Annotated in this window: 23 protein-coding genes; 2 read left to right on the top strand and 21 right to left on the bottom strand. The window is 38.1% G+C overall.

Annotated elements, in window-relative coordinates; translation table 11 throughout:
* Positions 1 to 979 precede the first annotated feature (979 nt).
* Positions 980 to 1,459 (top strand): PAS domain-containing protein, encoded by a 480-nt coding sequence (locus tag ACR65M_RS17645; protein WP_341333415.1) that lies wholly within the window; start codon positions 980 to 982, stop codon positions 1,457 to 1,459.
* A gap of 171 nt (positions 1,460 to 1,630) precedes the next feature.
* Here the strand turns inward: ACR65M_RS17645 and ACR65M_RS17650 are convergent, their stop codons facing one another.
* Both ACR65M_RS17650 and ACR65M_RS17655 read right to left on the bottom strand, forming a co-directional pair.
* A complete protein-coding gene (locus ACR65M_RS17650; protein ID WP_440273925.1) occupies positions 1,631 to 2,401 on the bottom strand; it encodes a class I SAM-dependent methyltransferase in 771 nt (256 codons plus the stop codon).
* Between the two features lie 134 nt (positions 2,402 to 2,535).
* The gene (locus ACR65M_RS17655) at positions 2,536 to 4,194 is read right to left on the bottom strand and encodes a PAS domain-containing sensor histidine kinase (RefSeq protein ID WP_440273926.1); all 1,659 of its coding nucleotides are present in this window, start codon (positions 4,192 to 4,194) and stop codon (positions 2,536 to 2,538) included.
* 297 nt (positions 4,195 to 4,491) lie between these two features.
* Here ACR65M_RS17655 and ACR65M_RS17660 point away from each other — a divergent pair, with 297 nt between their 5' ends.
* The gene (locus ACR65M_RS17660; protein WP_440273927.1) at positions 4,492 to 4,941 is read left to right on the top strand and encodes a YdeI/OmpD-associated family protein; all 450 of its coding nucleotides are present in this window, start codon (positions 4,492 to 4,494) and stop codon (positions 4,939 to 4,941) included.
* 59 nt (positions 4,942 to 5,000) lie between these two features.
* On the opposite strand, the gene ACR65M_RS17665 is transcribed toward ACR65M_RS17660, so the two are convergent.
* The 19 genes from ACR65M_RS17665 to ACR65M_RS17755 all read right to left on the bottom strand — a co-directional run bounded on the left by ACR65M_RS17665 (position 5,001) and on the right by ACR65M_RS17755 (position 25,805).
* Positions 5,001 to 6,098 carry a sensor histidine kinase gene (locus tag ACR65M_RS17665; protein ID WP_440273928.1) on the bottom strand — a complete coding sequence of 366 codons (1,098 nt, stop codon included), beginning with the start codon at positions 6,096 to 6,098 and terminating at the stop codon, positions 5,001 to 5,003.
* Complete coding sequence (locus ACR65M_RS17670) at positions 6,095 to 6,775, bottom strand: response regulator transcription factor (RefSeq protein WP_440273929.1); 681 nt, start codon at positions 6,773 to 6,775, stop codon at positions 6,095 to 6,097. The genes ACR65M_RS17665 and ACR65M_RS17670 overlap by 4 nt, the downstream gene beginning before the upstream one ends.
* A 95-nt stretch (positions 6,776 to 6,870) precedes the next feature.
* Positions 6,871 to 7,686: an ABC transporter permease gene (locus tag ACR65M_RS17675; protein ID WP_440273930.1), complete on the bottom strand. Its 816-nt coding sequence runs from the start codon at positions 7,684 to 7,686 to the stop codon at positions 6,871 to 6,873.
* A complete protein-coding gene (locus ACR65M_RS17680) occupies positions 7,683 to 8,699 on the bottom strand; it encodes an ATP-binding cassette domain-containing protein (RefSeq protein WP_440273931.1) in 1,017 nt (338 codons plus the stop codon). The genes ACR65M_RS17675 and ACR65M_RS17680 overlap by 4 nt, the downstream gene beginning before the upstream one ends.
* 177 nt (positions 8,700 to 8,876) lie before the next feature.
* A complete protein-coding gene (rlmH, locus tag ACR65M_RS17685) occupies positions 8,877 to 9,356 on the bottom strand; it encodes a 23S rRNA (pseudouridine(1915)-N(3))-methyltransferase RlmH (protein ID WP_440273932.1) in 480 nt (159 codons plus the stop codon).
* 93 nt (positions 9,357 to 9,449) lie between these two features.
* Positions 9,450 to 9,605, bottom strand: a complete 156-nt coding sequence (locus tag ACR65M_RS17690; protein ID WP_341333424.1) for a CxxH/CxxC protein — start codon at positions 9,603 to 9,605, stop codon at positions 9,450 to 9,452.
* A 150-nt stretch (positions 9,606 to 9,755) separates the two neighbouring features.
* Positions 9,756 to 10,997, bottom strand: a complete 1,242-nt coding sequence (locus ACR65M_RS17695) for a S1C family serine protease (protein WP_440273933.1) — start codon at positions 10,995 to 10,997, stop codon at positions 9,756 to 9,758.
* Between the two features lie 114 nt (positions 10,998 to 11,111).
* Entirely contained in the window at positions 11,112 to 12,224 is a 1,113-nt protein-coding gene (locus tag ACR65M_RS17700; protein WP_440273934.1) for an ABC transporter permease, read from the bottom strand.
* Positions 12,221 to 13,480: an ABC transporter permease gene (locus tag ACR65M_RS17705; RefSeq protein ID WP_440273935.1), complete on the bottom strand. Its 1,260-nt coding sequence runs from the start codon at positions 13,478 to 13,480 to the stop codon at positions 12,221 to 12,223. The genes ACR65M_RS17700 and ACR65M_RS17705 overlap by 4 nt, the downstream gene beginning before the upstream one ends.
* Positions 13,481 to 13,491: 11 nt before the next feature.
* Positions 13,492 to 14,424, bottom strand: coding sequence for an ABC transporter ATP-binding protein (locus ACR65M_RS17710; RefSeq protein WP_341333428.1), 933 nt, complete (start codon positions 14,422 to 14,424; stop codon positions 13,492 to 13,494).
* A 147-nt stretch (positions 14,425 to 14,571) separates the two neighbouring features.
* Entirely contained in the window at positions 14,572 to 15,201 is a 630-nt protein-coding gene (locus ACR65M_RS17715; RefSeq protein ID WP_121448181.1) for a response regulator, read from the bottom strand.
* A gap of 16 nt (positions 15,202 to 15,217) precedes the next feature.
* Positions 15,218 to 16,300 (bottom strand): sensor histidine kinase, encoded by a 1,083-nt coding sequence (locus ACR65M_RS17720; RefSeq protein ID WP_440273936.1) that lies wholly within the window; start codon positions 16,298 to 16,300, stop codon positions 15,218 to 15,220.
* Between the two features lie 413 nt (positions 16,301 to 16,713).
* Positions 16,714 to 17,508, bottom strand: a complete 795-nt coding sequence (gene yycJ / locus ACR65M_RS17725; RefSeq protein ID WP_341333430.1) for an exodeoxyribonuclease YycJ — start codon at positions 17,506 to 17,508, stop codon at positions 16,714 to 16,716.
* Positions 17,509 to 17,514: 6 nt separating this feature from the next.
* Entirely contained in the window at positions 17,515 to 18,291 is a 777-nt protein-coding gene (locus ACR65M_RS17730; protein WP_440273937.1) for a two-component system regulatory protein YycI, read from the bottom strand.
* Entirely contained in the window at positions 18,278 to 19,609 is a 1,332-nt protein-coding gene (locus ACR65M_RS17735; RefSeq protein WP_341333432.1) for a YycH family regulatory protein, read from the bottom strand. The genes ACR65M_RS17730 and ACR65M_RS17735 overlap by 14 nt, the downstream gene beginning before the upstream one ends.
* The gene (walK, locus tag ACR65M_RS17740) at positions 19,599 to 21,434 is read right to left on the bottom strand and encodes a cell wall metabolism sensor histidine kinase WalK (RefSeq protein WP_341333433.1); all 1,836 of its coding nucleotides are present in this window, start codon (positions 21,432 to 21,434) and stop codon (positions 19,599 to 19,601) included. The genes ACR65M_RS17735 and walK overlap by 11 nt, the downstream gene beginning before the upstream one ends.
* Positions 21,435 to 21,442: 8 nt before the next feature.
* Positions 21,443 to 22,150, bottom strand: coding sequence for a response regulator YycF (gene yycF, locus ACR65M_RS17745; RefSeq protein ID WP_440273938.1), 708 nt, complete (start codon positions 22,148 to 22,150; stop codon positions 21,443 to 21,445).
* 252 nt (positions 22,151 to 22,402) lie between these two features.
* Positions 22,403 to 23,836, bottom strand: coding sequence for a peptidoglycan DD-metalloendopeptidase family protein (locus ACR65M_RS17750; protein ID WP_440273939.1), 1,434 nt, complete (start codon positions 23,834 to 23,836; stop codon positions 22,403 to 22,405).
* Positions 23,837 to 24,518: 682 nt separating this feature from the next.
* Positions 24,519 to 25,805, bottom strand: a complete 1,287-nt coding sequence (locus tag ACR65M_RS17755; RefSeq protein ID WP_440273940.1) for an adenylosuccinate synthase — start codon at positions 25,803 to 25,805, stop codon at positions 24,519 to 24,521.
* Between the last annotated feature and the right edge of the window lie 31 nt (positions 25,806 to 25,836).

Raw genomic sequence — 25,836 nt, forward strand, 5'->3', positions numbered from 1 at the left:
GACACGTCCTTATAAATGATGATTGTATTATATAATAAAATCTCATTTTACGTTGTCCACTATTAAGACTAACCTCATACCCCCGCTTTTCCGTCTCTACTTTGTCCGAAGTTAGCACGGCTTCGGACATACCCCCGCTTTTCCGTCTCTACTTTGTCCGAAGTTAGCACGGCTTCGGACATACCCCCGCTTTTCCGACTCTTCCTTGTCCGAAGTTAGAACGACTTCAGACACTTTCCTGCTTTTCCGCTTCTTCCCTGTCCGAAGTTAGAACGACTTCATACACTTTCCTGCCTTTTCTGCGACTCCTTGTCCGAAGTTGACACGACTTCAGACACTTTCCTGCTTTTCCGACTCTTCCTTGTCTGAAGTTAGCACGACTTCAGACACTTTCCTGCTTTTCCGACTCTTCCTTGTCCGAAGTTGACACGACTTCGGACACTAGCCTGCTTTTCCGAACCTTCCTTGTCCGAAGTTAACATTGCTTCGGACTCTATCCTGCTTTTCCGAACCTTCCTTGTCCGAAGTTAACATTGCTTCGGACTCTATCCTGCCCTTTCTGCAACTCTTTGTCCGAAGTTGACACGACTTCGGACACTATCCCGCTTTTCTGCCTCTTCCTTGTCCGAAGTTAGCACGACTTTGGACACAATCGCACCCTTTCTGCGACTCCTTGTCCGAAGTTAGCACAGCTTCACACACCCCCACCTTTCCGCCTCTTCCTTGTCCGAAGTTAGCATGACTTCAGACACTATCCCACTTTTCCGCCTCTTTCTAATAAGAGCTTTCAATCCCTCTATATCAAGGAATAATCAAAAGCATCTTCTGTGAGATGAATCACATTACGCTATCTATAATAATGCTATATTAATATTGAGGTTAGATAATAAGCACTCAGAAGTGTCCGATTTTTTCCTCACTAATTCTTAGATTATTTTATTCTTCTCATCAACAGAGATTATTTATAGGAGGTTTTTCTATGTCTGCTGAAAAATTGTCTGAATTAATAAGTCCTGAAGCTGTCATTAATTTTGAAACTGGTGCGATTAAAGCAAGCACTTTGGATTCAATTATTAATCTTTTACCATTTGAAATGGGTTTTTGCGATGCGGACGATATTTTCCGCTGGTATTCAAATAACCCTGACCGGGTGCATCGTCGTCGTAAAGAGGCGATTGGCCGCCATGTGCTTGAGCTTCATCCGAAAGTCGCTCACCACGTTGAGAAATTATTGAATGATTTCAGATCCGGAACGCGCGATGAATGGGAATTTTGGTTCCCTAAACGTTCAGGTGAAGAAACTGGTCAAATCTATCAAAAATTCATGGCAGTACGTGATGAAAATGGCAAATATCTTGGATGCATGGATGTAACCGTTAATATTGACCTTTTCCAAGGAAAAGAAGGTAAACATACCCCAGAAACTATTGACGAATTTATCGTCGTCAAGCCTGAGTAAATAATTTCAGAAACTACTGAAAAACACATTGAATCCCCAGTTCAATGTGTTTTTTTGGTACAAATTTATCGCTCCTATTATACTTAAAACACTATTAAGGCCATGCCGCAGACCTCAGTAAACAGCACCATGTTTTGGTATTTATAAATTTACAAGTAAATTTATATACAGTTACTTCCGTCCATCGAAAATCATTGCATTTCCTAAAACCTTTTTACCCAATAAGAGCTTAGGCAATTTAATTTCTTCAGCAAGTTTGGAACTATTCAAATCGGATATGCCATGTTTCTTTATGTTATTTATGAGCTCTTTTTCATCACCAAATATATTTTCATCCATAAATAAATCTAAGAAAACAAATACGCCACCTGGTTTTAATACTCTTAATGCCTCTTTAATAACTTCAGTTTTATCTCTTCTATCTTTTACTTCATGAAATGTTAAACAACTTACAACTATATCAAATTCATCATCATTAAAAGGGAGTTCTGAAGCACTTGCTTTCAAAAAATGAATCCTCTCATTGACTCCTTCTATTTCAGCATTTTGTTGGCATTGGGCTTTCGAATATTCCCAATTCTCACCCCAATAATCAATTCCAGTTAAAACAGAATTAGGAAAGGTCTTTGCCAATTTAATAATCAATGAGCCGCTTCCCGTACCAATATCAAGTATTTTTCCTTCTCCATCCCAAATCACTCTGGCAACGATTAGATCATGGATTTTTGACTGATAATTACCCCCAAATGTTGCAAATTGATAAACAGAATAAGAAAGTAAAAACGCTATATAAATAAAAGGCAACGATAAGAACCCTGACAGAACTCGAAGATATAAATTAATAGGTAATAATGTAACTATAAGGAGGATGACTGAAATAACCAAGAATATCAGTAGCTTGCGAATTCGTATCCAAGTTTGATATTTAGCTCTTGCTTTCAAGTTATCAGCCGCCTCATAATCTATTTTTTGTCCGAGAGATGAATTACACCACTTCTACTTCGCAACAACACCCATTGTTTCATAGCTTCATTTTTCTCACTAAAAGCTGGCGAGTACGGTTCAAGATTAATACCTTATACTTGTTGAAGAGAAGGAGTAATAGGTAAGTTAATATTAATGGTGGTACCCTTGTTTATCTGACTAGATATATTCATCGTTCCACCATGATTTTCAATAATTCGAAAGCTTACCATTAATCCTAATCCTGTGCCATTTTCTTTGGTCGAGAAGAAGGGTTCTCCTAAATTAGGAATTTTCTCCTCTTCTATCCCTATTCCTTCATCTATAATTTGGATATTGACCATCTCATTATTTTCAACCTGTACGATTACATGAATGCTTCCGCCTTGAGGCATTGCTTCAATCGCATTTTTTACAATATTAATAAATACTTGCTTTAATTGATTTTGTTCACACTGTATGCATGGTATTTCTTTATCAAATTCAAGTTGGAATTGTATATTTTTTAATAATGCCTGTGGCATCAGTAATGAAATACTACTCTGTAATAGCTGTTTAATATCTATATACTCATACTTTGTTGCTTGTGGTTTTGAAAGAATAAGAAATTCACTGACTATAAGGTTAATCCGATCTAACTCGGTTAACATAACATCTACATACTGTTTATCGATGTTCGACTTATATAATTGAACAAACCCTTTAAGTGTTGTTAATGGATTTCTAATTTCATGAGCTACTCCTGCAGCTAGTTGACCGACAACTGATAATTTATCAGACCTTCTTATCATTTCCTCAGTTAATATGGCTTCTGTCATATCTTTTGCAATTTCATAAATACCAATTAGCTGATTATCGATAATAATTGGAATCATTCTTAAATTAACGACTCTTTCACTGCCATCCTCATGAATCATCGATACCGTACATTCCTGTTGTGTTCCTTCATTTACATATTGAAAATATTTCCTGTGCAAATCTATGTATTTTGGAACAAAGACAGATTCCCACTCCTTTTCTTTGAGACTCTCAATAGAGTAACCTAATAGTTCCTCTGCAGCTTCGTTAGCCTCAATTAATTTCCCCTCTAAATTAAATGTAAAAATGGCATCGGAATTATGAACAAATAATGACTTAAACCGTTGTTCGGTTTCTTCCAAACGTTTTTCTAATAGTTTATGATTTTGTTCTTGGCTAAATTTAAGTAATTCTTCTACTTTTTTACGCTTATCAATATCAATATCAATTCCATTCAACTTTACAAGTGTTCCATGCGAGTCCAATATGGGCTTAACACGCTTTTGAATCCACTTTAATTCACCATTTGGGAGTTGAATTCGATATTCACCTAATCCACTTTCCCCGTTGTAGACTTTTCGCTCTATTTCTTTTACAATGTCCATGTCTTCGTTATAAATATGTTCTTTCCATAAATTCGGGTTTTTTCTAAATTCATGAGCTTCATATCCATATAACTCACTAATTTTCTTTGATACCATCGTGTGGTTCGTTCGAAGATTAATTGAATAAATCACAGCATCAACACTATCAAAAAGTTCGACGATTTCTTTATCCTTTCTCTCCAATTCCTTAGCATAATATTTCGCTTTATCAACTTGTAAACCAACCCACCACACAGGGAATATAGAAATGAATGTCAAAATCCATTCAATTGGTGGCAAATACCCTAGTGATAGATAAACATTTATTTTAAAAATTGTTGTGGTAATAATCAAAATAGAAATTGATAATATTCTCCATCTATACTTCATTCCCTAAACTCCTTAATTTCCAACTATTATGGTCTAATGACCACTTTTGCACTCTAAATTCTTTCGTAATAGTACAGTACATATATTACCATAGTACTTTTTACTATTTCTTATTAAATTTTGGAAACAAGTTGGAAAAGTAGGATAACATACCCTTGAAACGATTGAGGAATTTATAGCTACAATCTTCGACCGCTCATACATTGTAAAACCGGAAGTTCTTTCTCCGGTGTTAAAGAGTTTCTAATAGATTAATGGGTAACAATAAAAATTGATAATTAAAGGGAGGAATTTTTTATGAGATTTCGAGCAACTATCCAACTAAGCAGAAAAACCGCAACAGGTATTCCAGTTCCGGAGGATGTTGTAGCAAGCCTCGGGTCTAGCAAGAAACCGGCAGTAATCGTTACAATCGGAGAATACAGCTACAATAGTACGATTGGTTCAATGGGGGGACAATTCATGATTCCACTCAGTGCAGAGCATCGTAAAGGTGCTGGTGTCGGAGCAGGTGACGAAGTTGATGTTGGCATTGAACTAGACACTAAGCCTCGGGAACTTGTTGTGCCTGCAGATTTCTCAGAAGCACTTGAGCAAGAGACTGAAGCAAAACATTTTTTCGACGGTTTATCCTACAGCAACAAACGGAGATTTGTTCTTTCGATTGAGGGTGCTAAGACAGCTGAGACTCGCCAGCGTCGGATTGAGAAAGCAGTCAATACATTAAAAGAAGGTCGGACACAGTAATCAAATCATGGTTTATAATAGCACATTCAAAGGGACTGATTTGACAAATTCAAGTCCCTTTAATTAACTTTATTCTTCTCCCAAGAATCTCCAATCATGGTAACAGTAAACTCTGTTCCTACCCCGAACTCGCTCTGTACTCTAATATCACCTTCGTGCAAATCAATTATTTTTTTGACGATGGAAAGACCGAGCCCATTTCCTCCGGCTATCCGATTTCTAGATTGATCTGCCTTATAAAAACGTTCAAAAATATGCATGAGTGAATCTTTTTCCATGCCTATTCCTGTATCCCGGATTTTTACGATGATGCTGTCTTCTCCTGATTTACATGCAACGACTGATATGGTACCTCCTTGTGGCGTAAATTTTATACTATTATGAAGCAAATTAATCCATACTTGGTCCATGAGCTCTTCATCCGCTGTAATTGTTAGGTGATCAAGTGAAATATCCATGTTAATTTTTTTCTCTGTCCACTGAGGTTCGCTCGCCAGTATATTCCGGCGAAGTTGATAATCAAGCCGATAACTTTTTCGATCAAGTGATAGATGCTCGGACTCTAAAGAGGTGAGTTTCAGAAGATTTTCGCTTAATTTGGAAAGTCGAATGCACTCCGTTTCAATAATCTCTAAGTAATGTCTGCGTTCCTCCGGTTCCAAGTCTTCATTCTTTAATGCATGGGCAAAGCCAATGATAGAAGTAAGGGGAGATTGAATTTCATGGGAAACATTCGAGATAAACTCTTGTCGCATTTCCTCCACTTCTCCCAGTTTCGTTGCCATTAATTTAATGTTTTCCACAATTTGATAATAGGGATGATGCTTATCCTGTTCGCGAAACTGGTTTGAATAAAATGAAAGATCCACATTAAAGTTTCCTTCTGAAATCATCTTCATGGCTTGTAAGATCGGATGTAAGTATTGATTTTGTTTAGATCTAACCCATGGATTTCTTGTAAGTAACAACATTAGGCAAAAAAACAAGGTAAAGCCCACGAACGAGTTAATGAGCAGGCTAAGATATTCATTAGGAACATATTGGATTTTCTTAAATAATTTTGTCGTCAGCCAGTACGCACAGGACCACGCCAATAAAAGACTTCCCACAACCGCAAGAATTCCACCGATTCGCTTTACATAGTTAAGTCTCTTCAACCTACTACCTCCAGACGATATCCTAAACCACGAATTGTTGTGATTTTAAATGGGCAATCTTCTTGTGAAAACCGTTGGCGTAGCCGTTTAATATGAACATCAACCGTTCGTTCATCTCCCTCATAATCAAAGCCCCAAATATCCTCGATTAATTGTTCTCTTGAAAACGTTTTTTGCTGATGGGTGGCGAGCTTAAACAATAGTTCAAATTCTTTCAATGGCAAGGTAATCCGCTCCGCCCCTACCAAAACGGAATAGGATGAACGATCAATGACCACATTTCCAATCGTAATTTGATTGGCCAAGGTCACTTGATACCGTTTAAGTAGAACTTTTACTCGTGCCACTAGCTCAGCTACATCAAAAGGTTTGACCAAATAATCATCAGCACCGAGATTAAAGCCTTTTACTTTTTGTGCCGTTTCCCCTTTTGCCGTTAACATTAGTATAGGAACAGTATCCGAGTAATACCTTCGAATCTCCTTGCAAAATGACCATCCGTCCATATTTGGCATCATAATATCGAGAATAATCAAATCAATTCTTTCTGCTTCCAGTAATGAAAGTGCATCCTTACCATCGGTTGCTTCTTCAATGGAGAACCCTTCTTTCGAAAGAATGACACAAATTAATTCTCTAATATGTGAATCATCATCTACCACTAATATTTTTGCCATAGAATCAATCCTTTTATAAAATTGAAAGGAACCTCCAATGCCACTACGATTCCATCAGTGTCTTTTTTATACTACAATATTTCGAGCATTATTTACTACGCACGACGCATGTAGGCTCGAACTGTAATTGGTGCAAAAACTGCTAAAATTATAGCAGCCCCAGTAAGTGAAATAGCGAGATCCCAGCCCAGGGTTCCAGAATTCGTCAAATCTCTGACGGCCGTGACGAGATGGGAAATTGGATTAATATTCACGAACCATTGTAACCAGTTCGGCATTGTATCCGCTGGAACAAATGCATTCGAAAGAAAGGTTAATGGAAAGAGGACTAACATCGAAATCCCTTGTACACTCGAAGCAGAACGAGCAATCACTCCAAAAAAGGCGAAGATCCAACTAATTGCCCATGAACACGCAATGACAAGTAGTTCAGCAATAATAACAGCACCTAGTCCTCCCTCAGGACGATAGCCTAATATAAATCCCATTGAAAATGTAAGTACTGTTGCAATTGTATAACGGATTGTATCCGCAAGCAAAGCTCCTGCTAACGGTGCAATCCTAGCAATCGGTAATGACTTAAAGCGGTCAAATACCCCTTTATCCATATCCTCTCGTAATTGCGTACCTGTGACGATTGAAGTCGTGATTACCGTCTGAACAAGAATCCCTGGGATAATAATAGGCAAATAATTTTGCACATTGCCGGCAATCGCCCCACCAAAAATATAGGTAAACATTAGCGTAAAAATAATCGGCTGGAATGTAACATCAAATAGTTGTTCCGGTGTTCGACGGACTTTCAGTAACCCACGATAAGCCATAGTGAATGAATTTCGCACTGCCTGTTTGAAGCTAGCTTTATTCCGTAGCTGAATATTGGAAATGGACATAGTTGATTGTTTCTTCATAGAATATCCCCCTTCTTTTTCTGATTTGGATTAGCTTGGCTGTTTTTATTGCCTTCAGCTGTAATGTTCAAAAAGACCTCATCTAAAGATGGTTTCTGCACACTTAGCTCAGCCAATTTGATGTCTGCTTCCCGAAGAGCGACTAACAGATCCGTAACTCTATCCGCAGCTGCCATAGGTGCAGTAATCATACCTCCTTCTGGTGATACTGCTGATTGTACGTGTAAAACTTGTTCCACAATTATTCGAGCATTTGGGATATCCTGAGTATGTTGAATACTTAAATGCAAAGAGGAAGTTCCAATCGATTCTTTTAGTTCATTGACAGTACCTTCTGCCACTACACTTCCATGATCGATGACAGCAACTCGATCTGCTAGTTCATCTGCTTCTTGTAGATACTGAGTCGTTAACAACACGGTTGACCCAGATTTTACTAACCGGCGAATTGTATCCCACATTTGATTACGTGTTCGCGGGTCTAGTCCTGTAGTCGGTTCGTCTAGGAAAATGAGTGGTGGTTGTGCAATTAAACTTGCGGCTAAATCCAGTCGTCTACGCATTCCCCCTGAGAAATTTTTCAATGGACGTTTGGCAGCATCCATTAATCCAAATTCCTCAAGTAACTCAGTTGCTTTACGTTTTGCCTCCAGACGACTAAGCCCCAGTAATCGGGAAAAAATGATGAGGTTCTCTGTTGCACTTAGTGACTCATCCACTGAAGCATACTGGCCCGTAACGCCAATTAACTGACGGACTATTTGTGAATCCTTCACTACATCATATCCAAAAATCTTTGCTGATCCCGAATCAGCTCTAAGTAATGTTGCCAGCATACGAATCGTTGTCGTCTTGCCCGCGCCATTTGGTCCCAATACACCGTAAATGGAACCAGTCGGCACTACCAAATCCACCCCGTCAACTGCTCGATGATCGCCAAAAGTTTTAATTAACCCTTTAGCCTCCACTGCATACTTCTCATTTGTTAAGTTCATACTATCCTTATTTCTCATGTGACCCTCCCTGTAATAAACCTTAACTATTGCTACTTTTGTAATCACTCATCTTTCGATTACTATTGGATTATAGTCGCCTTTTATGAACTGAATATGAACAAAAAAAGGAGGAATCTCAATTAGTGGCTGAGACACCTCCTTTTTTAAAAAATTAATCTGTTATAAAAACCTCATTTACTTGTGGTACGGTTCATTCCTAATGATCCGAAACGCTCTATACACCTGCTCCACTAATATCAATCTCATTAATTGATGCGGAAAGGTCATCTTTGAAAAAGACAATGTATCATTTGCTCGCTTCATTACGTCCTTGCTTAGGCCTAGAGAACCACCGATGACAAAGGCAACTTTGCTTTTTCCATAGGTTGCTAGGTTTTCAATATCGGCCGCCAGCTGTTCGGATGATTTCATCTTTCCTTCAATTGCCAAGGCAATCACATGAGTATCATCCGATACTTTTGAAAGTATCCGCTCTCCCTCTTTTTGTTTCACCTGCTCCATTTCTGATTCACTCAAATTTTCCGGTGCCTTTTCATCAGCAAGTTCAATAATATCAACCTTGGCATAGGCCGTTAATCGTTTTAAGTATTCATTGATCCCTTGGATCAAATATTTCTCTTTTAACTTTCCTATTGTTACGATTGTGATGTTCACACTTATCCCCACTTCGCTCACATTTTACAAACACACTATCCACAGAAGTTATCCACATATCCACATTTTCTATCCACATCTTGTATGAGAATATTAGTTCCCTACAACATATACCGCCTTATTTTGACAAAATTCACAGGTTGTTGATAAGTTTTCGTCTTCAATTTTCGTCAAAATCGGCGCTACCTCATGTTCATCAACCACGATGTCCAATGCTAATTCAATATGTTCTTCACAACATTTAATCATTTTTTTGTCCTCCATCAAACTTACCCACATCCGACTGCGAATTATGGGTATAACTTTATCTTTTTTTCTTATCCACATGTTTTATCTTACCCATTTTAGCATATAATCTTATCCACAAAAAACAGGGGAAGTTTCTCTCCCCTGTTTTCTCTACAATGATTCTCTTGCCAATCGTACTGTCGCCTTTTGTTTTTCTCCGCCTCGGTAGAATGTGACCTCCATTGTGTCTCCTACTGACTTTTCATTATATAAATGCTTTCGCAACTCAATTAGTGAGGTGATTTTTTCACCATCTAGTTCTACAATCACATCAAGTTCCCTTAATCCTGCTTGTGATGCGGGTGTATTTCGCAGTACTTCTAAAACTGCCACTCCCTCTGTTACGTCATTTGGAAGATGTAAGGTTTGCATTCGATGATAGGAGGAAATTTCACTTAAACTCTTAAGTTGTCCAACTCCTAAAAAAGGACGATTAACCTCACCATACACTTCAAGATCTTCAATAATCGGCTTTGCACTCGTAATTGGAATCGAAAGGCCAATTCCTTCAACGGCCTCCTGTGCAATTTTCATGGAATTAATTCCTATTACTTCTCCCTTGATATTTACAAGCGCTCCCCCACTATTTCCTGGATTAATCGCAGCATCTGTTTGCATGACATCAGCATTCCAATCAGGTACTCCATCCTGATTAATATCAACAGGAATCGTCCGGTTTAAGCCTGAAATAATTCCTTGTGTGACTGACCCAGAAAACTCAAGTCCCAACGGGTTTCCAATCGCAATGACAGGTTCACCAAGATTAATGTTATCGGAATTTCCAAATTGAGCAACCTTTTTAATATGGCTTCCATCAATCTCGATTACAGCCAAATCCGTCCAAATATCACTTCCAAGCACTCTTCCCTTCACCCTTGCCCCATCACTAAGACTTACCTCAATATCCGAAGCGCCTTCAATTACATGATGGTTTGTGACGACAAAAGCTTTACCGTCCCCTTTTTTATAGATAACGCCAGATCCCGTTCCCGCTGTCATCGATTCCTCTGTCCAGAAATTCGTTTGTTGTAGATTGACAATACCTACAACAGCCTCACTTACTTTATTGACCGCACTGGTAATCTCGGTAGTTACGTTCACGTTGATATTTTGTTGGACACTTTCTCCTGTTACTGGTGCTTTTTCCTCCACCTCATCAAGCCCATTTACCTCTTCAGGGGTCGCATTCTCTTCACTTGGAAGTAAATGATACTTGGATAAGGTCGGTAAAAGAGCTATTACAAGGAGTGCCCCAATAACAGCACCGACTAACGCTGAGAAAAACCAACTGCCTCGGTTACCTTTCCTTCTTTGTTGCCTTTGGTTTAGATAATCCTGATCATAGTACCCCATTACATGATTTCTCCTTTTTACACTCTTTCTATTAATTTTACCCATATTTTATGCAATTCATGATTTTGTCCCACAACGACAAAAGACAGGAGTCACTTGCCCCTGCCTTTTTCTTTAAGCGCTTTTCCGTTCCATTAAATTGATTCCGATCCCGATTAACACGACTCCCATTAACGTCAGAATACTGATTGGATATAGTAATTCACTCATTGGTGCTCCATAAATGGTGGCGGCTTTTAAGCCTTCCATCGCATGTTTAATTGGCACAAAGTCTGACACCTTTAACAAGAAGTCTGAGCTTACAATTTCTAATGGCCAATAAGCCCCACCCAGCATCGATAAGCATACTGATATCAGTGAAATAATCGCGTTGAATTGTTGAGTGCTTTTAACAACGCTGACTAAAAATAACGATAGTGCGACAATTGAGAACACGTATGGGATTAACACAATTAATGTTTTTCCAAATCCCCCGTAAAAGTCTACCCCGACGGCATACCGGAACACTATAAAGATAAGTGCAACCTGAAAATATCCCATTAGGAAACTATAAACTAAATTGCCGGCGTACATCTCCCATTTCTTTAAAGGGGATAAAATCATGCGGTCCCAAACTCCCCATGTTCTCTCTTGTAAGATGTTGTGAACATTATAAGAGATAGTGTAAATGACAAAAAACAAGGTAAATCCAAAAATCGTCTGCAGTTGGTTATCAATAATCACAGCATCATCGCTACGAAATGACGCAGCTTGAATCTTAAATAACGGGTTCTCTTCCTTTTCGTTTAATTCTTCAATAATGGCATCTGAGTCGATATAAGAATTTGTTGCTGTTGCCTCTTTAATCTTCTCTTCCATTAAAATATCGCTATAAAAAGTCTGAAGATAGCTATCTATTATATGAAGGTTTGAAGTCTCCGTCACAATGACAATTGTGTAAGATTCCTTTTCTAGCTTCACAGCAGCCTCTGCATCACCTTCACTGACCATTTTCTTTGCCTCATCTTCAGTCATTCGTATAAATTCAAACGCCTCTGTCTTATTTAGTTCTTTCCATAATCCCGTTTCTTCAATATTTTCAATATCTGTATAAATAGGTACTTTAATATTTGAATAATTTGCGGCACCTAATAACAAAGCAAACACAATACTCATTACGGTCATGCCAATCATAAGCATTGGCTTTCTTAAAAATAATTTAAACTTTGCCTGTAAAATACTTATCATATGGCATCACCTCTTTTCGGAAAGCTAAAAACAGCTGCAGTCAGCATTATCAAACCAAAGCCCACTAAATAAAAAAGATGATGAGCAATAGCCGATAGCTCCACACCTTGAAGCAATTGTAATAAGGAGGACATTCCTGCACCATTTGGCGTAAGATTCCCCAACATACCGATAACAGAAGAAGTTTCAGCAATCGGTGTAAAGCTTCCACCTAAAAAGGCAAAGATGGACACCATTACATTTCCAAAAAAGTTTGATACGCCTTCTGAGTCTATTCGGTAGTTTAATGCGGTCAACAATGCTCCGACTCCTCCTATCGCAAAGGATAGTGATAGGTTCACTAAGAAAAACCCGAAAAGATCTTTCCAAACCACACCAAATATGAGAGAAGTAACTCCATATAAAATCGCTTGCTGGATTATCGCAATTACTATTACAGAGAAAAAGATGCCACCTAGATATGACCATCTTGACGTATTTGATAAAATAATTCGATTGAACACCTGTAACTGTTTTTCGCGATAGGCAGATGAGCCAATATGAGAGGCAATAAACATAATAAACATGACGCTCATACCGACGGAATAATATTGCAATGAATTAATTGGTTCACGCTCGGTAACAGTCTCTGTTTTTCCAATTTCCTTACTTTTTATATCTTCTAGCTGAACTCCAGCTTTCCCTATTACGGTCATGGAGGTAAGCTCTTTTTGGAAATTCATAAGGATATCCTCCACTATTTTTGGAGAAATCTGTTTTCCTTCATTTTTATAAAGGGTAATTGTCGCGGATGAAGGTTCATCAAGTAAGGCAGATGATAGAATATCATATGTGTAATGCGCTGGTATCTCAATCACAGCAGCGTAATGATCATCATTTTTAATTTCATCTAGTTTTTCAGCCTTAACTACCTCAAGTTCCACAATTTCTTTTAGTTCCTTACTACCAAACACATCATCTACTAATGTCTGAATTGGATGAAGTAGATTAGCGCTTTGGATAAGTGCTGTTTCTGCTTCCTCTGGCAATTCCTGTCCCTTTATCTCTTCAATAAATGCCTCTATCTCTTTTTGTTCATCACTATGTGTAATAAATGCCACTTTAGCCATGATCGGTTCTGCATCTCCCCCCATCACTCCACCTAAGGCAAAGCCTAGGATAGCAATAAGGACAAGCGGCATTAGAACTAGAACAAGTAACTCCTGGGGGTTCCTTAGTAACACCAATAAGTCTTTTTTTATAAATGGAATTATCATCCTCTCACCTCCTAATCTCTCAACGCTCTACCCGTCAGATGAAGAAATACGTCTTCAAGTGTTGGCGCTTTTACTTCTACTGATATCAATGCTGTACTCGTTTCCTCAGCGATCTGGGATATTTTTTGAAACAAATTGTACTCCTTTGGAACAATTACTGTTACATTACGGTCCAACACCTTTACTTGACGTATGGTTGGATCTGCTTCAAGTAATTGAATAAATTCTTCTTTTACCCGCTCAACCTGAATAGAAATCGTATTTTCAGAGGAAAGGATATTTTTTAACTCTTCCTTTGTACCTGAGGCGATAATATGACCTTTATCCATAATATAAATACGGTCACATAAGAATTCGACTTCTTCCATGTAATGACTTGTATATAATACGGTCATTCCACGTTCCTTATTGAGACGTTTTACCGCTTCTAAAATATAATTTCGAGATTGCGGGTCAATACCTACCGTTGGCTCATCCATAATAATAATTTCCGGATTATGAAGTAAAGCCACTCCAATATTTAACCTTCTTTTCATACCACCCGAAAATGTTTTAACTAGATCCTTTCTTCGGTCAGTTAGGCCAATTTGCTCTAGAACCTCTTCAATCCGCTTTTTTAACTCAGCACCTTTTAGCCTATAAATCTCTCCAAAAAACCGCAAATTTTCTTCAGCTGATAAATCCGTGTACAATGCGATTTCTTGAGGAACCACTCCTAAAATCTTACGGATATTCTGTGGATTCTTAATTGTACTTTCATTTAATAGCCTCACATCACCAGATGTTGGAACAACCAAAGATGAAAGCATAGAGATGGTGGTAGATTTTCCTGCTCCATTTGGACCAAGCAGACCCACAATCTCCCCTTTTTCTAAAAACATATTAATCCCCTGTGCAGCATACTTTTGTTTATATTTCTTCGATAAATCAATCACTTCTAACATACCGTCGCCTCCTTTATACATTAATCATAGACATTCAAGGCTTCTTACAGCACTATCTAACGTCACTTGTTTATGTTAAAAACATGACCTGAGTCATATCTGCATGAAAAAAGGGTCATCCACTGAAGTTAGGACAACCCTTGTCTGTTATGTAATATCGTTTTTCACTGCAAAAATAGCTAACTGAGTACGATCCCGAAGTTCTAATTTATGCAGGATTTGTGTGATGTGGTTTTTTACCGTTCCGACTGATAGAAATAAATCATCTGCAATTTCCTTATTTGTTTTTCCTTCCCCCACTAATTTTGTAATATCTAATTCTCGTGTAGATAAAGGCAATTCAAGTTTCTTCTCAACCTTGTGTAATAATCGCGGCATTACTTTCGCTGCAACTTCTTCATGAATCGTTAGACCCCCTTGAAAACAACTATAAACCGCATGGATTAGTGTATTCTGGTCTGATGTTTTCAGTAAAAAAGCATTTGCCCCGTATTTTAATGCCTGGATTGCGTATTCATCATCATTAAAGGTTGTGAGGATTAAAATCTTAGTATCGGGCCAACGTTCCTTGATCTTTCTAGTTGCTTCAAGTCCATTCATAACTGGCATCCGGATATCCATTAATACCACATCAATCACATGTGCCTCCATCTTCTTAATTGCTTCTTCTCCATTTTCGGCTTCAGCCACAACACGGATTTTCCCATCTTGCTCCAACATGAGTTTTAAGCCTTGCCTAACAATCGATTGGTCTTCTACAATTAACACATTCCACATGTCCGTTTCCCCTCCCTTACGTTTTTGCTAACGGAAGTATACCTTTAATGACAAATTCCTCATCCGTTTGATAGACTGATAGCATTCCCTCCAATTCCTCAACTCGCTTCCGCATATTTGACAGCCCGAATCCCTCTTTAAATGACTCCTTCTTATAGATTCGGTTTTTCATAACAAGTTCAATATTTCCGTCTGCTGTTTTTCCAAGCAGCACCTGAACTTCACGTGAGTGGGCATGGCGCATTGCATTCGTAAGTCCTTCCTGGATTACTCTATATAGCACGACACTTTGTTCATTTGTGAGCTGTTCGGACAAGATTCCTTGTTTTGTCGTCAGTTGGACCATAATATGACTTTCAGCCTCAAGTTTTTTGATTAGCTGTAAGATGGTTGCAATTCCTTCATGTTCCCGGTCCTTTAAAGTTCGTACTGCAAAACGTGTCTCTTCTAAGCTCTCTTTAGCCAATTCCTTTAAATCTTGATAATGTTCTGGACCTTGTTTAATTGATAAGACTTCCAACTGCATTAACAATGCTGTCAACTTATGCCCAACAGAATCATGGATGTCCCTTGCAATTTTGGTCCTCTCTTGATATCGTGCTTCCTCCTCCGCCACAAGGGCAACCCTCTTTAACTTTCGATATTCCCCAAGCAATTCTTCATAAAGGTTGCGTTGTTCCTCTTGCTTCGTCCAAAGTTCATTCACTTGAAGGGCAAGAAGGTAGAATAAGAGAAAGTAGACATAAACGGATAAATCACTTTTCATCCACATTAAGAAAGTCAATAAACTGGTCACCGTAAGAGCAACAAGTCCTTTAAATGGTTGACTTTCTAGTTGAATTGCAGCTAATAACACAACGTACAATAGTAATAAAAGTGTAAATGGATTGCCTGATTCAATAACTCCTTGCGTCAGTAGAAGTGTGGTTATCGCAACATATAAATAGACTGGCTTTGATGTGATTTTCAGGAAAAAATATAAGGTCATCACAACAGCACAAATCATAATTGAATAAGCTGTTGGAACTGGCCTTTCAAAAATGAAAAACAACACCCAAAGCACCATTAAACCTGCCGCTTGCAACATAAAAGATTTCATAGCATCCCTACTTTCATCCTATTTTCAAGTTACTAGAAAATTATGGGTGCGGCAAGTGTTTTTCTTCGAAAAGTGCAACCGCCTTGAAAGTGGAACATCGACTAACTACTGCCACTTCCTGTGGCAAACGTCGATGTCAGCACTTCCTCGAAAATGCTTTGCATTTTCTTCGTGCAATGTTATGACTGTCGAAGCCTTCCTTGTCTTGTGCAAGTCCGACAAGCATAAGAAAAGCCGGTGAGAAGGATGCCTTTTATCCTTCTTGACGGACTGGCTGATGACCTCGAGCTGCTCAAAGCAGAGCTTTTCGCAAGATACTCGCTGGAGCCAATTCAAGGGGAAAACTGGCTATGCGCTGGAGCTACACATGCACACAAAAAAGCCCATCTGATCAAAATCAAATGGGCTTCTTTCTACACATAAGCTAGTTTTGTAGGTACCTTTGGATCTGTATCATACAAATCAAACTGTTCCCCGACAACATACCCTTTGCTTTCTAAGGTTTGCTTAACCGACATACGTGCTAAATCCTTTAAATTATTATCTTTACTTAGATGCGCCAAGTAGATTCGTTTCGTGTTATCCCCAATTACATCTGACATAGCTAACGCTGCATCCTCATTCGATACATGTCCAACATCACTTAAAATACGTCGCTTAATACTCCAGGGATAATGGCCCATCTGAAGCATAGACACATCGTGGTTACTTTCAAATACATACGCATCGGCATTTTCAATGGTGCCCTTCATACGGTCACTGACATAGCCTGTATCCGTAATTAAAACAACCTTTTTTCCCTCGTTGTGGAATACATAAAACATTGGTTCAGCCGCATCATGGGAAACACCGAAAGATTCAACATCCATATTTCCAAATGTCTTTACTGACCCCATTTGAAAAATAAACTTCTGTTCTGTCGGGATTTCTCCAATATTACGCTCCATCGCACTCCATGTCTTTTCATTTGCATAGATGGGAAGCTTGTACTTTCTAGCCAGTACACCTAGCCCCTTAATATGGTCACTATGCTCATGTGTCACAAGAATTCCGGAAAGATGCTTAATTTCTTTGTTGATTTCTTTAAATAACAGTTCTAGTTGTTTACCACTTAACCCGGCATCTACAAGCAAGGAATGCTTGTCTGTTCCAACATAGAACGCATTTCCTGTGCTCCCGCTTGCAAGCACACTAAAATGCAACCCCATAATCGTTCACTCCATCTTATTTAAAATTTGTCCTTCGATGGCATTGACATAAATATCTGTTTCATCGTCTATGGTAACATGCCAAGCTGGAGCCAATAACTGTGATTCTGAATATGGGACAAGTGGGTAATACCCAACTTCCACCTTAGATACATGGCTACCTGATTTGAGATGGAAGTTATTAAAAAGGTTTTCTAGAGTTTCCATAGGCGTAATTAACTCCTCCATCTCATGCTCTTCAAATTCAGGAATTAATGTTTGCTCATAGGACGTTACCTCATGATCCTCATTCAGATACAAATAGATGACACCACTTATATTCGATGATTGGCCAAAGACCTTGTAATTTTTATATTGTTGAATTAAAACAACCGTGCCAGCCTCTTCATCCACATCCCAAACGGTATATTTGTCCCCCGATAGGATATGGTCCTTCACAAATTGTCCGATCTTCATTTGATCTGTTAAGGAAAGCTTAATAGGATCTGTAAACTCAGCCTTTAGCATACCAGCAGTATCAATGTTAACGGTCTGATTTTTAAGAGTTTTAACATCTTCCTCTGTAAAAACCTTGATTTTCCCACTTATATAGCTTAATTCCTCCGGTTCCTTTGGCAAAGCCTCATACGTGATTTCCTCTTCCGCTAGTTTCTCGTCAATACTTAATTCTTTTAGCAAATCGAGTTGACTGCTATCCCTCTTTTGAACAAGCTGATATCCTAAAAAGATGTTGAGAATCAAGAAGGTAACGATAAATAAAGACTTGGTTTTACTCCAATCCATCTTTATGTCCTCCTAAATCCTCATTCTTTATCTCAACCTTTTTCCAACTTCCATTATACCTGTAAGTCCAAATCGGTTGAAGTGAAACAAACTGGGAATTATCTTCACTTTCTACAAGGTCATAAGCAACTGTCACAGACTCGAGCAATTCAGGATTAAAATTTGGCTTACTTATAATTTCCTCCATTACCTTTTCGCCTTTTGGTAGTCTCACCTTAATTGAGTCCAAATCGATTCGTAAGTTTATGGATGGATGAAAATATCTCGCTATATCATTGTTATCCCATTGTTGTGTAATATCTGTTAGTTTATTTTGACTAAAAACAGGGATATTTTTTACATAGAGTTTAAAAACTGTCGTTTGACTCTCTTTACTCCACCTAAAAAAGCGGTAATCATCTGTCCATCCAACATGTTCATTAACAAAATCAATGCTAGTTTGAATTAAATCTGTTGTCTGTGCTGGTTCTCCACTAATTCTTGTTGGATTAATGAACTCAATATACTTTTTATTATTATACGCTCTTAGTAACCTTGTTCCATCGGTATGAACTTCACCTGTAGTAAGAACATCCCGCTTAACAAGACTTGAATTGGTGAATAAGCGATCTTTAAAGGTATCAATTTCAATCGCATCAATATAATAGTCAACACGTTCTACAATTGTTGTGTCCTTCGGTAAGTAGACTGAATTCGTATCTGATAGTTCATATTCAATTTGCTCGGGATATCTCGTCGCCGTTGTATAAAAGTTTTTCCGGTATTCCCTTGTAAGCCTACTATTGACACGGCCCTCATACACTAAGTTGTCACCGGTGGACACAAAGTACACAATCCCTTCGCCATCTTCTTCAGAATTGACATCAATTACAAATCGGTCAAACGAAATGAAGGAATGATCCTTATCATTAATTTTTTTAATAAACGATTTATAAAGCTCTAGCGGAAACGGATCAGGAAAGTATATTTCAACTTGTCCATTTTGCTTTAAGAAGTCTGCTAAACCTTGATCCTGAACAGTATGTGTAATGTTGTGGACCTCATCAATTTCCCAAGACCTAAGTTCTTTCATGACTCGGTTCAGTTCCGTCTCGTTAAAAGTCCCAAAATGCTGACCATCAATATGATAAAGAATTTTAGTTGGCCTTATAATTTCGGAGGCGTCCTTTGTAATATTTGTCGTTACTTCCGCTACTAAGTCATCATTTTCTCCTAGGTGATCGTATTGGGGCTGATACGTCCACAAAGACCATGTAAGAACAATGCTAGAAAGCACTAAGAGAATTAAAATTGTTGTTTTTATTGATTCATACTTCATCCCAATCATCCTCTAAACCATCTTGATTCACATTGATTGGTAGGGTAAAGAAAATAGTTGTACCTACCCCTTCTTCACTTTCAGCCCAAATCCTGCCTCCATGAGCAACGACCATCTCCTTGGCAATCGCAAGACCTAACCCTGTTCCTCCTAATTTACGTGTGCGTGCTTTGTCCACCCGGTAAAATCGCTCAAAAATTCGATTGATGTTATCCTTCGGTATTCCAACACCCTGGTCTCTTACGCTTACGACGATTTCATCATTTGATTCTTCCACTTGAAAGGATACCGTTCCTCCCTCAGGTGAATATTTCAAAGCATTTGAAATAATATTATCGAGAACCTGTGTCATCTTATCTTGATCGATTTCCAGATAAATGGGCTTCTCAGGTAAATTTCGAATAAAGGAGATATGCTGCTTCCTTGTCATTTCAAATCGGTCAATGATTCGGTGGAAGTACTTTGTAAAATCAATTAAATCCTTGGATAAACGATAATCCTTACTATCTAGTTTTGATAACTTCAGCAAGTCATTGACCAACCTAATCATCCGTTCTGTTTCGGTTTGCGTTACATGTAAAAACTGAGGCGCAATCTTTTCATCCTCCCAAGCACCATCTGCTAGTGCTTCAAGATAGCTCCGCATTGTCGTTAATGGTGTTCGTAATTCATGTGAAACATTTGCGACAAACTCTCGTCTCTCACTTTCAATCTTTTCTTGCTCGGTCACGTCATATAATACAGCAATTAAACCATTGATAATGCCTGATTCCTTTTTAATAACTGAAAAACTAACCTTTATAATGTATTGTTTTTTATGCGTACTAAAATCAAGGATTTCCGTATCTATATCGTGAACAAGCTGCTCAAAAGTATATTGTTCATCTAACCCTAAGACGGAAACAATTGACTGATCAAGGACTGTTTCACGTGAAACATCTAGCATGTCAATTGCAGGCGTATTGATTAAGATTATCCGCCCCTTTTTATCGGTTGCAATTACCCCATCTGTCATATGAGCAAGCACAGAAGAGAGCTTGCGACGTTCCCCTTCTGTTGTCGCTTGTGCATCTTGTATTTTTTTCGATAAATTATTGAAGGTCATTGCAAGTTGACCAATCTCGTCATGGCCGAATAATTTTACCTTCTTTGAAAAATTACCTCTTCCTAATTCTAAAACATGCTTTCTCATTGCTGAAATTGGTCTTGTAATCGTTTGAGCGACAAAGATTCCAAGGACTGCCGTAATCGCCATCGCAATTCCAGTACCCGTTACAAAAATATCATTGATTTCTTTTATATCATCATAGACATTTTCCATCCTCGCGATTAAAAAGATTGCGCCGATGATATCTCCATTCGAACGAATTGGTGTTGAAGATACATACATCCGATCATACGTTGATTCATCTAAGCGCACATAATCTGGATTGTCGCCAAGCAGTAACGTACGTTTGACCGAATCCTCATTCGTTTTTCTGCCAACAATTCCCTGACTATATGGGTTTGAGCTCCCAACTACACGGCTTTTATTATCGATAACCCGAATTTCTTGGATATCCTCAGACTCATAGTCCTGCAATATATTCCGGATATCTTTTTCTAATGTAGAAGCATCTTCCCTCTCCTTATTCATTTCCTGCTCAATACTAAATGCAAGTATATTGACCCGTTCATTTAACGATATTTTAAAATTTTCTACTAATCGCAACTCTAATTTCCCTATAAAATAAACACCAATAATTTGCATCGCAATTAAAATCAAGAGCAAATAGATAAGTGCAAATTTAAAATGAATTGATTGAAAAAAACCTAGTCTTTTCATTTCAAGATTTACTCCTGATCAGGGTTTCGTAAATAGTAGCCCACTCCACGTCTTGTGACAATCCATGTTGGATGGCTCGGACTGTCTTCAATTTTTTCACGTAAGCGGCGTACTGTTACGTCAACTGTACGTACATCTCCAAAATAATCATATCCCCATACCGTTTGTAATAAATGCTCTCGTGTCATGACTTGACCAAGGTGCTTGGCTAAATAGTGTAAAAGCTCGAATTCACGATGTGTTAATTCTATTGTTTCTCCACGTTTACTCACCACATAGGCATCTGGATGGATTACAAGGGAACCCACAGCAATCTCACTTGTTGTTTCCTGGCTAACTGCCTCAGAAATTTGTTGGTGTCTTCGAAGGTTCGCCTTTACTCTTGCAAGCAGTTCTCTCGTACTAAAAGGCTTTGTAACATAGTCGTCAGCCCCTAGCTCAAGCCCTAATACTTTATCAATTTCAGAGTCTTTGGCTGTTAGCATAACGATCGGCATATCATACTTTTTTCGTACCTCTCGACAAACCTCCATGCCATCTTTATGTGGAAGCATGATATCAAGTAGAATGAGATCAGGACTTACTTCCTCAACCTTTTCTAAAGCATCATTACCATCATAGGCACAAACGACTTTATACCCTTCCTTCTCAAGATTAAATTGTAATATATCCGCAATTGGTTTCTCATCATCAACTACAAGAATTACTTTTTCCATTCACTTTTTCTCCTTCACATTAAAATAAAAACCGTATCACCTAAAACAGTTTTCATATTATATAGTTCGAATTGTACCTTTTATTTTGTTCCTTTACCTCTAACTTTAGCAGAAAAAGGGAGGTATATCATCAGAAGTGTATAAAAAAACAGTGATATAGGTCATCTGTCCAATTCCGACTTCCATTTTATCGTTCTTTATACTTATTAAAAAAGCCTTCAGCATCATGCTGAAGGCGTATATTGTCTAATATTATAAGTAATCTAATGGATTTTTCAAAGCTCCATTAATATATAATTCGAAATGTAGGTGCGTTCCTGTTGAGTTACCAGTTGAACCCATTACACCAATTTGTTGGCCCTTCGTTACGGTTTGTCCAACACGAACATTAAGGGATGACATATGAGCATAAATGGTTTTCATTCCATTGTTATGGTTAATCGTAATTTTATTCCCAAAGCCGCCAGAATATCCAGCCTCTACAACTGTCCCATTGTCAGCTGCTTTAATCGTATAATTACTTGGTCTTGCAATATCAATACCTTTATGGAGTTGTCCCCATCTATATCCAACGTGACTGGAGATATAACCGCCAACTGCTGGCCATGCTAACTGACCTGATCCCCTTGAAGGAACAACCTTCGTTCCTTTTTCAATTACCTCTGTTACAGGCTCTTTTGTGATGGTTTCATTAAGTTTCTTTGTTTCAGCATTCACGCCATTAACCATTTTATATTCATAGTGAACAGTCTTTTCACCCTCTTGACCTTCTTGAGTGACTTTTCTGTCCCCTTTGTACATATTTGAATTTTCGTTAACCTTCGTTTCAAAATTAATCGTTTCTTTTTTATTTTGCTCCATCTTTACCACAACTGTTAAAAATGGCTTATATGCTGTTACGTTTAATTCTTGTCCAATTTTTATAAGTGTATCCTTAGTAATTCCAGGGTTTAATGCTAATAAATCCGCTGTCTTTAAATCATGGTCTACCGCAATAGAACCCAGTACATCTCCTTCTTTAACTTGGTACTTTTTCTCTTCTAATGTACCCTTTTGAAGCAATGTGACGGTATCAGCAGGATTATGAATTTGTTCTGGTGAAATTTTTTCATCTGAAACTGAAACCTTTTCCACAAATGAAACGTCTAATAAACGAGATTGTCCTTCAGCTAATGCAGGCAAAGGTTGTTCTGATTTTTCTCTCGCCTCAAGCTCTTGCAATTGCTCTTCTTTTACATATTGTAACTTTAATTGTTTCAGAGCTTCATTCGCTTCTTCTTCATTTTTTAGATAAGCAACTGGCTCTCCATCAATCGTAATCGCTTTAGCTTGTGCTGCAATTTCAATCTCTGATTCTAGCACCTTCACAGTATTTTCATTATTGAAGGTTGGTAGAAAAACCTGTTCTTCAATAATTGAAACATTATCGGCTACCAAAGAAAGCTCTTTATATTGATCTTGTAAGGAATCTACTTTTTGTTCGATTACCTTTTCTACTACATTCTTGGAATCAACTGTTCCAACTCTATTGCCATCTATGTATACATGATACACTGTTTGTATTTTTGTATCAGCTGATGCTGATCCAAACACTAATGTTGAAAGCGCAACTGAGGTTATCGCAACTCGTTTTAACAAAGTCATATATTTTCTTGGTGTTTTATTTGTATTATTTTGGTCTGACACGGTCTTTCCTCCCTGAACAAAGGTTGCTTGTCCGAAATTATCGTTCATCTCACCTTGTGAGTTGAAAAGCGTTGTCTTACAAAATACGCCAAGACGTATTCTATCGTTCGACAATTCTCTCTATTTTACACTTTATTAATTTACCATAGAATTTGAAAAAAAGTATAATAGTTTCCAATATGTAATATAATTGTAGTATTACTGACAAATTTTTACACAGAAAACTGTAGAATTTTGACATTGAAATGAGCCTTTCTTCCCTTTAAACCGTGGATTTTTTAAAGATTTATGTCGTTTTTGCACGACAAAAGACTCCTTATCAAAATATGACATAGTGAGATTGTCATGGGAAAGGAGATAAGTGTTTATATGTTATCTGTGGGGATGGATTTGATTTAAAATAAAGGCTGTTTTCGCAAACTTTGTTGTTTTTATCAATGGTTTCCGCTTCAGGTGGACGCTTTCCGCGGGCGTGGATTGAGCCTCACGCTTTTCCCGCTGGACATTGAATTTGCTTCTTTGAAATAACCCACGCACGAAGAAAATGTGAATACACTTTCGAGGAGTCGCCACCTTACGCTCCAATCTACTAGGTTTCCACATTATAACTAAAAACAACAAACTTATAGAAAAGAGCCAAAATAAAAAAACATAGCTGTTTCCAACTATGTTTTTCATGTTATTAGCTATATATATTGCGCACTACATTTGTTTGTGTTCGGTCAGGTCCAACTGAGAATACAGATAATGGGATACCAGTTAACTGGGATATACGCTCAACATAGTTTCGAGCATTTTCTGGTAGTTCTTCTAACTTTTTCACTCCTGTAATATCCTCTGTCCACCCTGGAAACTCTTCATAGACTGGTTCACATTCTGCGAGGACTTTTAAACTAGCTGGGTATTCCTCAATTAGCTCCCCTTTGTGTCGATAGGCCACGCAAATTTTTAACGTTTCAATTCCAGTTAATACATCAATGGAATTAAGAGATAAGTCAGTAACTCCACTTACCCGTCTTGCATGACGTACAACTACTGCGTCAAACCAGCCTACTCTTCGAGGACGTCCAGTAGTCGTCCCATACTCACGACCAACTTCTCGAATTTGATGACCAATCTCATCGTTTAGCTCTGTTGGGAAAGGTCCGTCTCCTACACGTGTTGTATAGGCTTTTGAAACGCCTACTACAGAATTTATTTTAGTAGGGCCCACTCCAGAACCAATTGTAACCCCGCCGGCTACTGGATTTGAGGATGTAACAAATGGATACGTTCCTTGATCAATATCTAACATAACACCTTGGGCACCTTCAAATAGAACACGACGTCCATCATCTAGAGCATCATTCAACACAACAGATGTATCACAAACATATTGAGCGATTTGCTGTCCATATTCATAATACTCATTTACGATATCATCTAAAGTAAATCCTTGTGTTTCATAAACCTTTTCGAATAGTCGATTCTTCTCAGTAAGGTTATGAGAAAGCTTTTCTTCAAACACTTCTCGGTCAAGTAAGTCTGCAATACGAATTCCCACTCTGGAAGCCTTATCCATATAGGCAGGTCCAATTCCCTTTTTTGTAGTCCCTATTTTGTTTATCCCTTTGTATTCTTCTTCTAATTCATCCAACTTAATATGATAAGGAAGAATAACATGGGCACGATTGCTTATACGTAAATTATCTGTCTGAACACCCTTGTCATGCAAATAGGCTAGTTCTTTGACTAATGCCTTTGGGTCTACTACCATACCATTGCCGATGACACAGATTTTCTCTGAATAAAAAATGCCTGATGGAATCAAATGAAGTTTGTACGTTTCTCCATTAAATACGATTGTATGTCCCGCATTGTTTCCACCCTGATATCTAGCTACTACTTCAGCCTGTTCTGAAAGAAAGTCAGTAATTTTCCCCTTTCCTTCATCTCCCCACTGTGTTCCTACAACTACGACTGCTGACATTACTATGCACCCCCAGGGTTAATATAAAGAT

The sequence above is a fragment of the Ferdinandcohnia sp. SAFN-114 genome (genome assembly GCF_059415045.1).

Excerpts from the sequence above, each read along its gene's own strand:
- ACR65M_RS17655 (WP_440273926.1), bottom strand. The coding sequence starts at position 4,194 with ATGAAGTATAGATGGAGAATATTATCAATTTCTATTTTGATTATTACC.
- ACR65M_RS17720 (WP_440273936.1), bottom strand. The coding sequence starts at position 16,300 with ATGAAATCTTTTATGTTGCAAGCGGCAGGTTTAATGGTGCTTTGGGTG.
- ACR65M_RS17670 (WP_440273929.1), bottom strand. The coding sequence starts at position 6,775 with ATGGCAAAAATATTAGTGGTAGATGATGATTCACATATTAGAGAATTA.
- ACR65M_RS17710 (WP_341333428.1), bottom strand. The coding sequence starts at position 14,424 with ATGTTAGAAGTGATTGATTTATCGAAGAAATATAAACAAAAGTATGCT.
- ACR65M_RS17645 (WP_341333415.1), top strand. The coding sequence starts at position 980 with ATGTCTGCTGAAAAATTGTCTGAATTAATAAGTCCTGAAGCTGTCATT.
- walK (WP_341333433.1), bottom strand. The coding sequence starts at position 21,434 with ATGAAAAGACTAGGTTTTTTTCAATCAATTCATTTTAAATTTGCACTT.
- ACR65M_RS17755 (WP_440273940.1), bottom strand. The coding sequence starts at position 25,805 with ATGTCAGCAGTCGTAGTTGTAGGAACACAGTGGGGAGATGAAGGAAAG.
- ACR65M_RS17690 (WP_341333424.1), bottom strand. The coding sequence starts at position 9,605 with ATGATTAAATGTTGTGAAGAACATATTGAATTAGCATTGGACATCGTG.
- ACR65M_RS17715 (WP_121448181.1), bottom strand. The coding sequence starts at position 15,201 with ATGTGGAATGTGTTAATTGTAGAAGACCAATCGATTGTTAGGCAAGGC.
- ACR65M_RS17695 (WP_440273933.1), bottom strand. The coding sequence starts at position 10,997 with ATGGGGTACTATGATCAGGATTATCTAAACCAAAGGCAACAAAGAAGG.
- yycJ (WP_341333430.1), bottom strand. The coding sequence starts at position 17,508 with ATGGGGTTGCATTTTAGTGTGCTTGCAAGCGGGAGCACAGGAAATGCG.
- ACR65M_RS17675 (WP_440273930.1), bottom strand. The coding sequence starts at position 7,686 with ATGAAGAAACAATCAACTATGTCCATTTCCAATATTCAGCTACGGAAT.
- ACR65M_RS17660 (WP_440273927.1), top strand. The coding sequence starts at position 4,492 with ATGAGATTTCGAGCAACTATCCAACTAAGCAGAAAAACCGCAACAGGT.
- yycF (WP_440273938.1), bottom strand. The coding sequence starts at position 22,150 with ATGGAAAAAGTAATTCTTGTAGTTGATGATGAGAAACCAATTGCGGAT.
- ACR65M_RS17700 (WP_440273934.1), bottom strand. The coding sequence starts at position 12,224 with ATGATAAGTATTTTACAGGCAAAGTTTAAATTATTTTTAAGAAAGCCA.
- ACR65M_RS17705 (WP_440273935.1), bottom strand. The coding sequence starts at position 13,480 with ATGATAATTCCATTTATAAAAAAAGACTTATTGGTGTTACTAAGGAAC.
- ACR65M_RS17735 (WP_341333432.1), bottom strand. The coding sequence starts at position 19,609 with ATGAAGTATGAATCAATAAAAACAACAATTTTAATTCTCTTAGTGCTT.
- ACR65M_RS17730 (WP_440273937.1), bottom strand. The coding sequence starts at position 18,291 with ATGGATTGGAGTAAAACCAAGTCTTTATTTATCGTTACCTTCTTGATT.
- ACR65M_RS17680 (WP_440273931.1), bottom strand. The coding sequence starts at position 8,699 with ATGAGAAATAAGGATAGTATGAACTTAACAAATGAGAAGTATGCAGTG.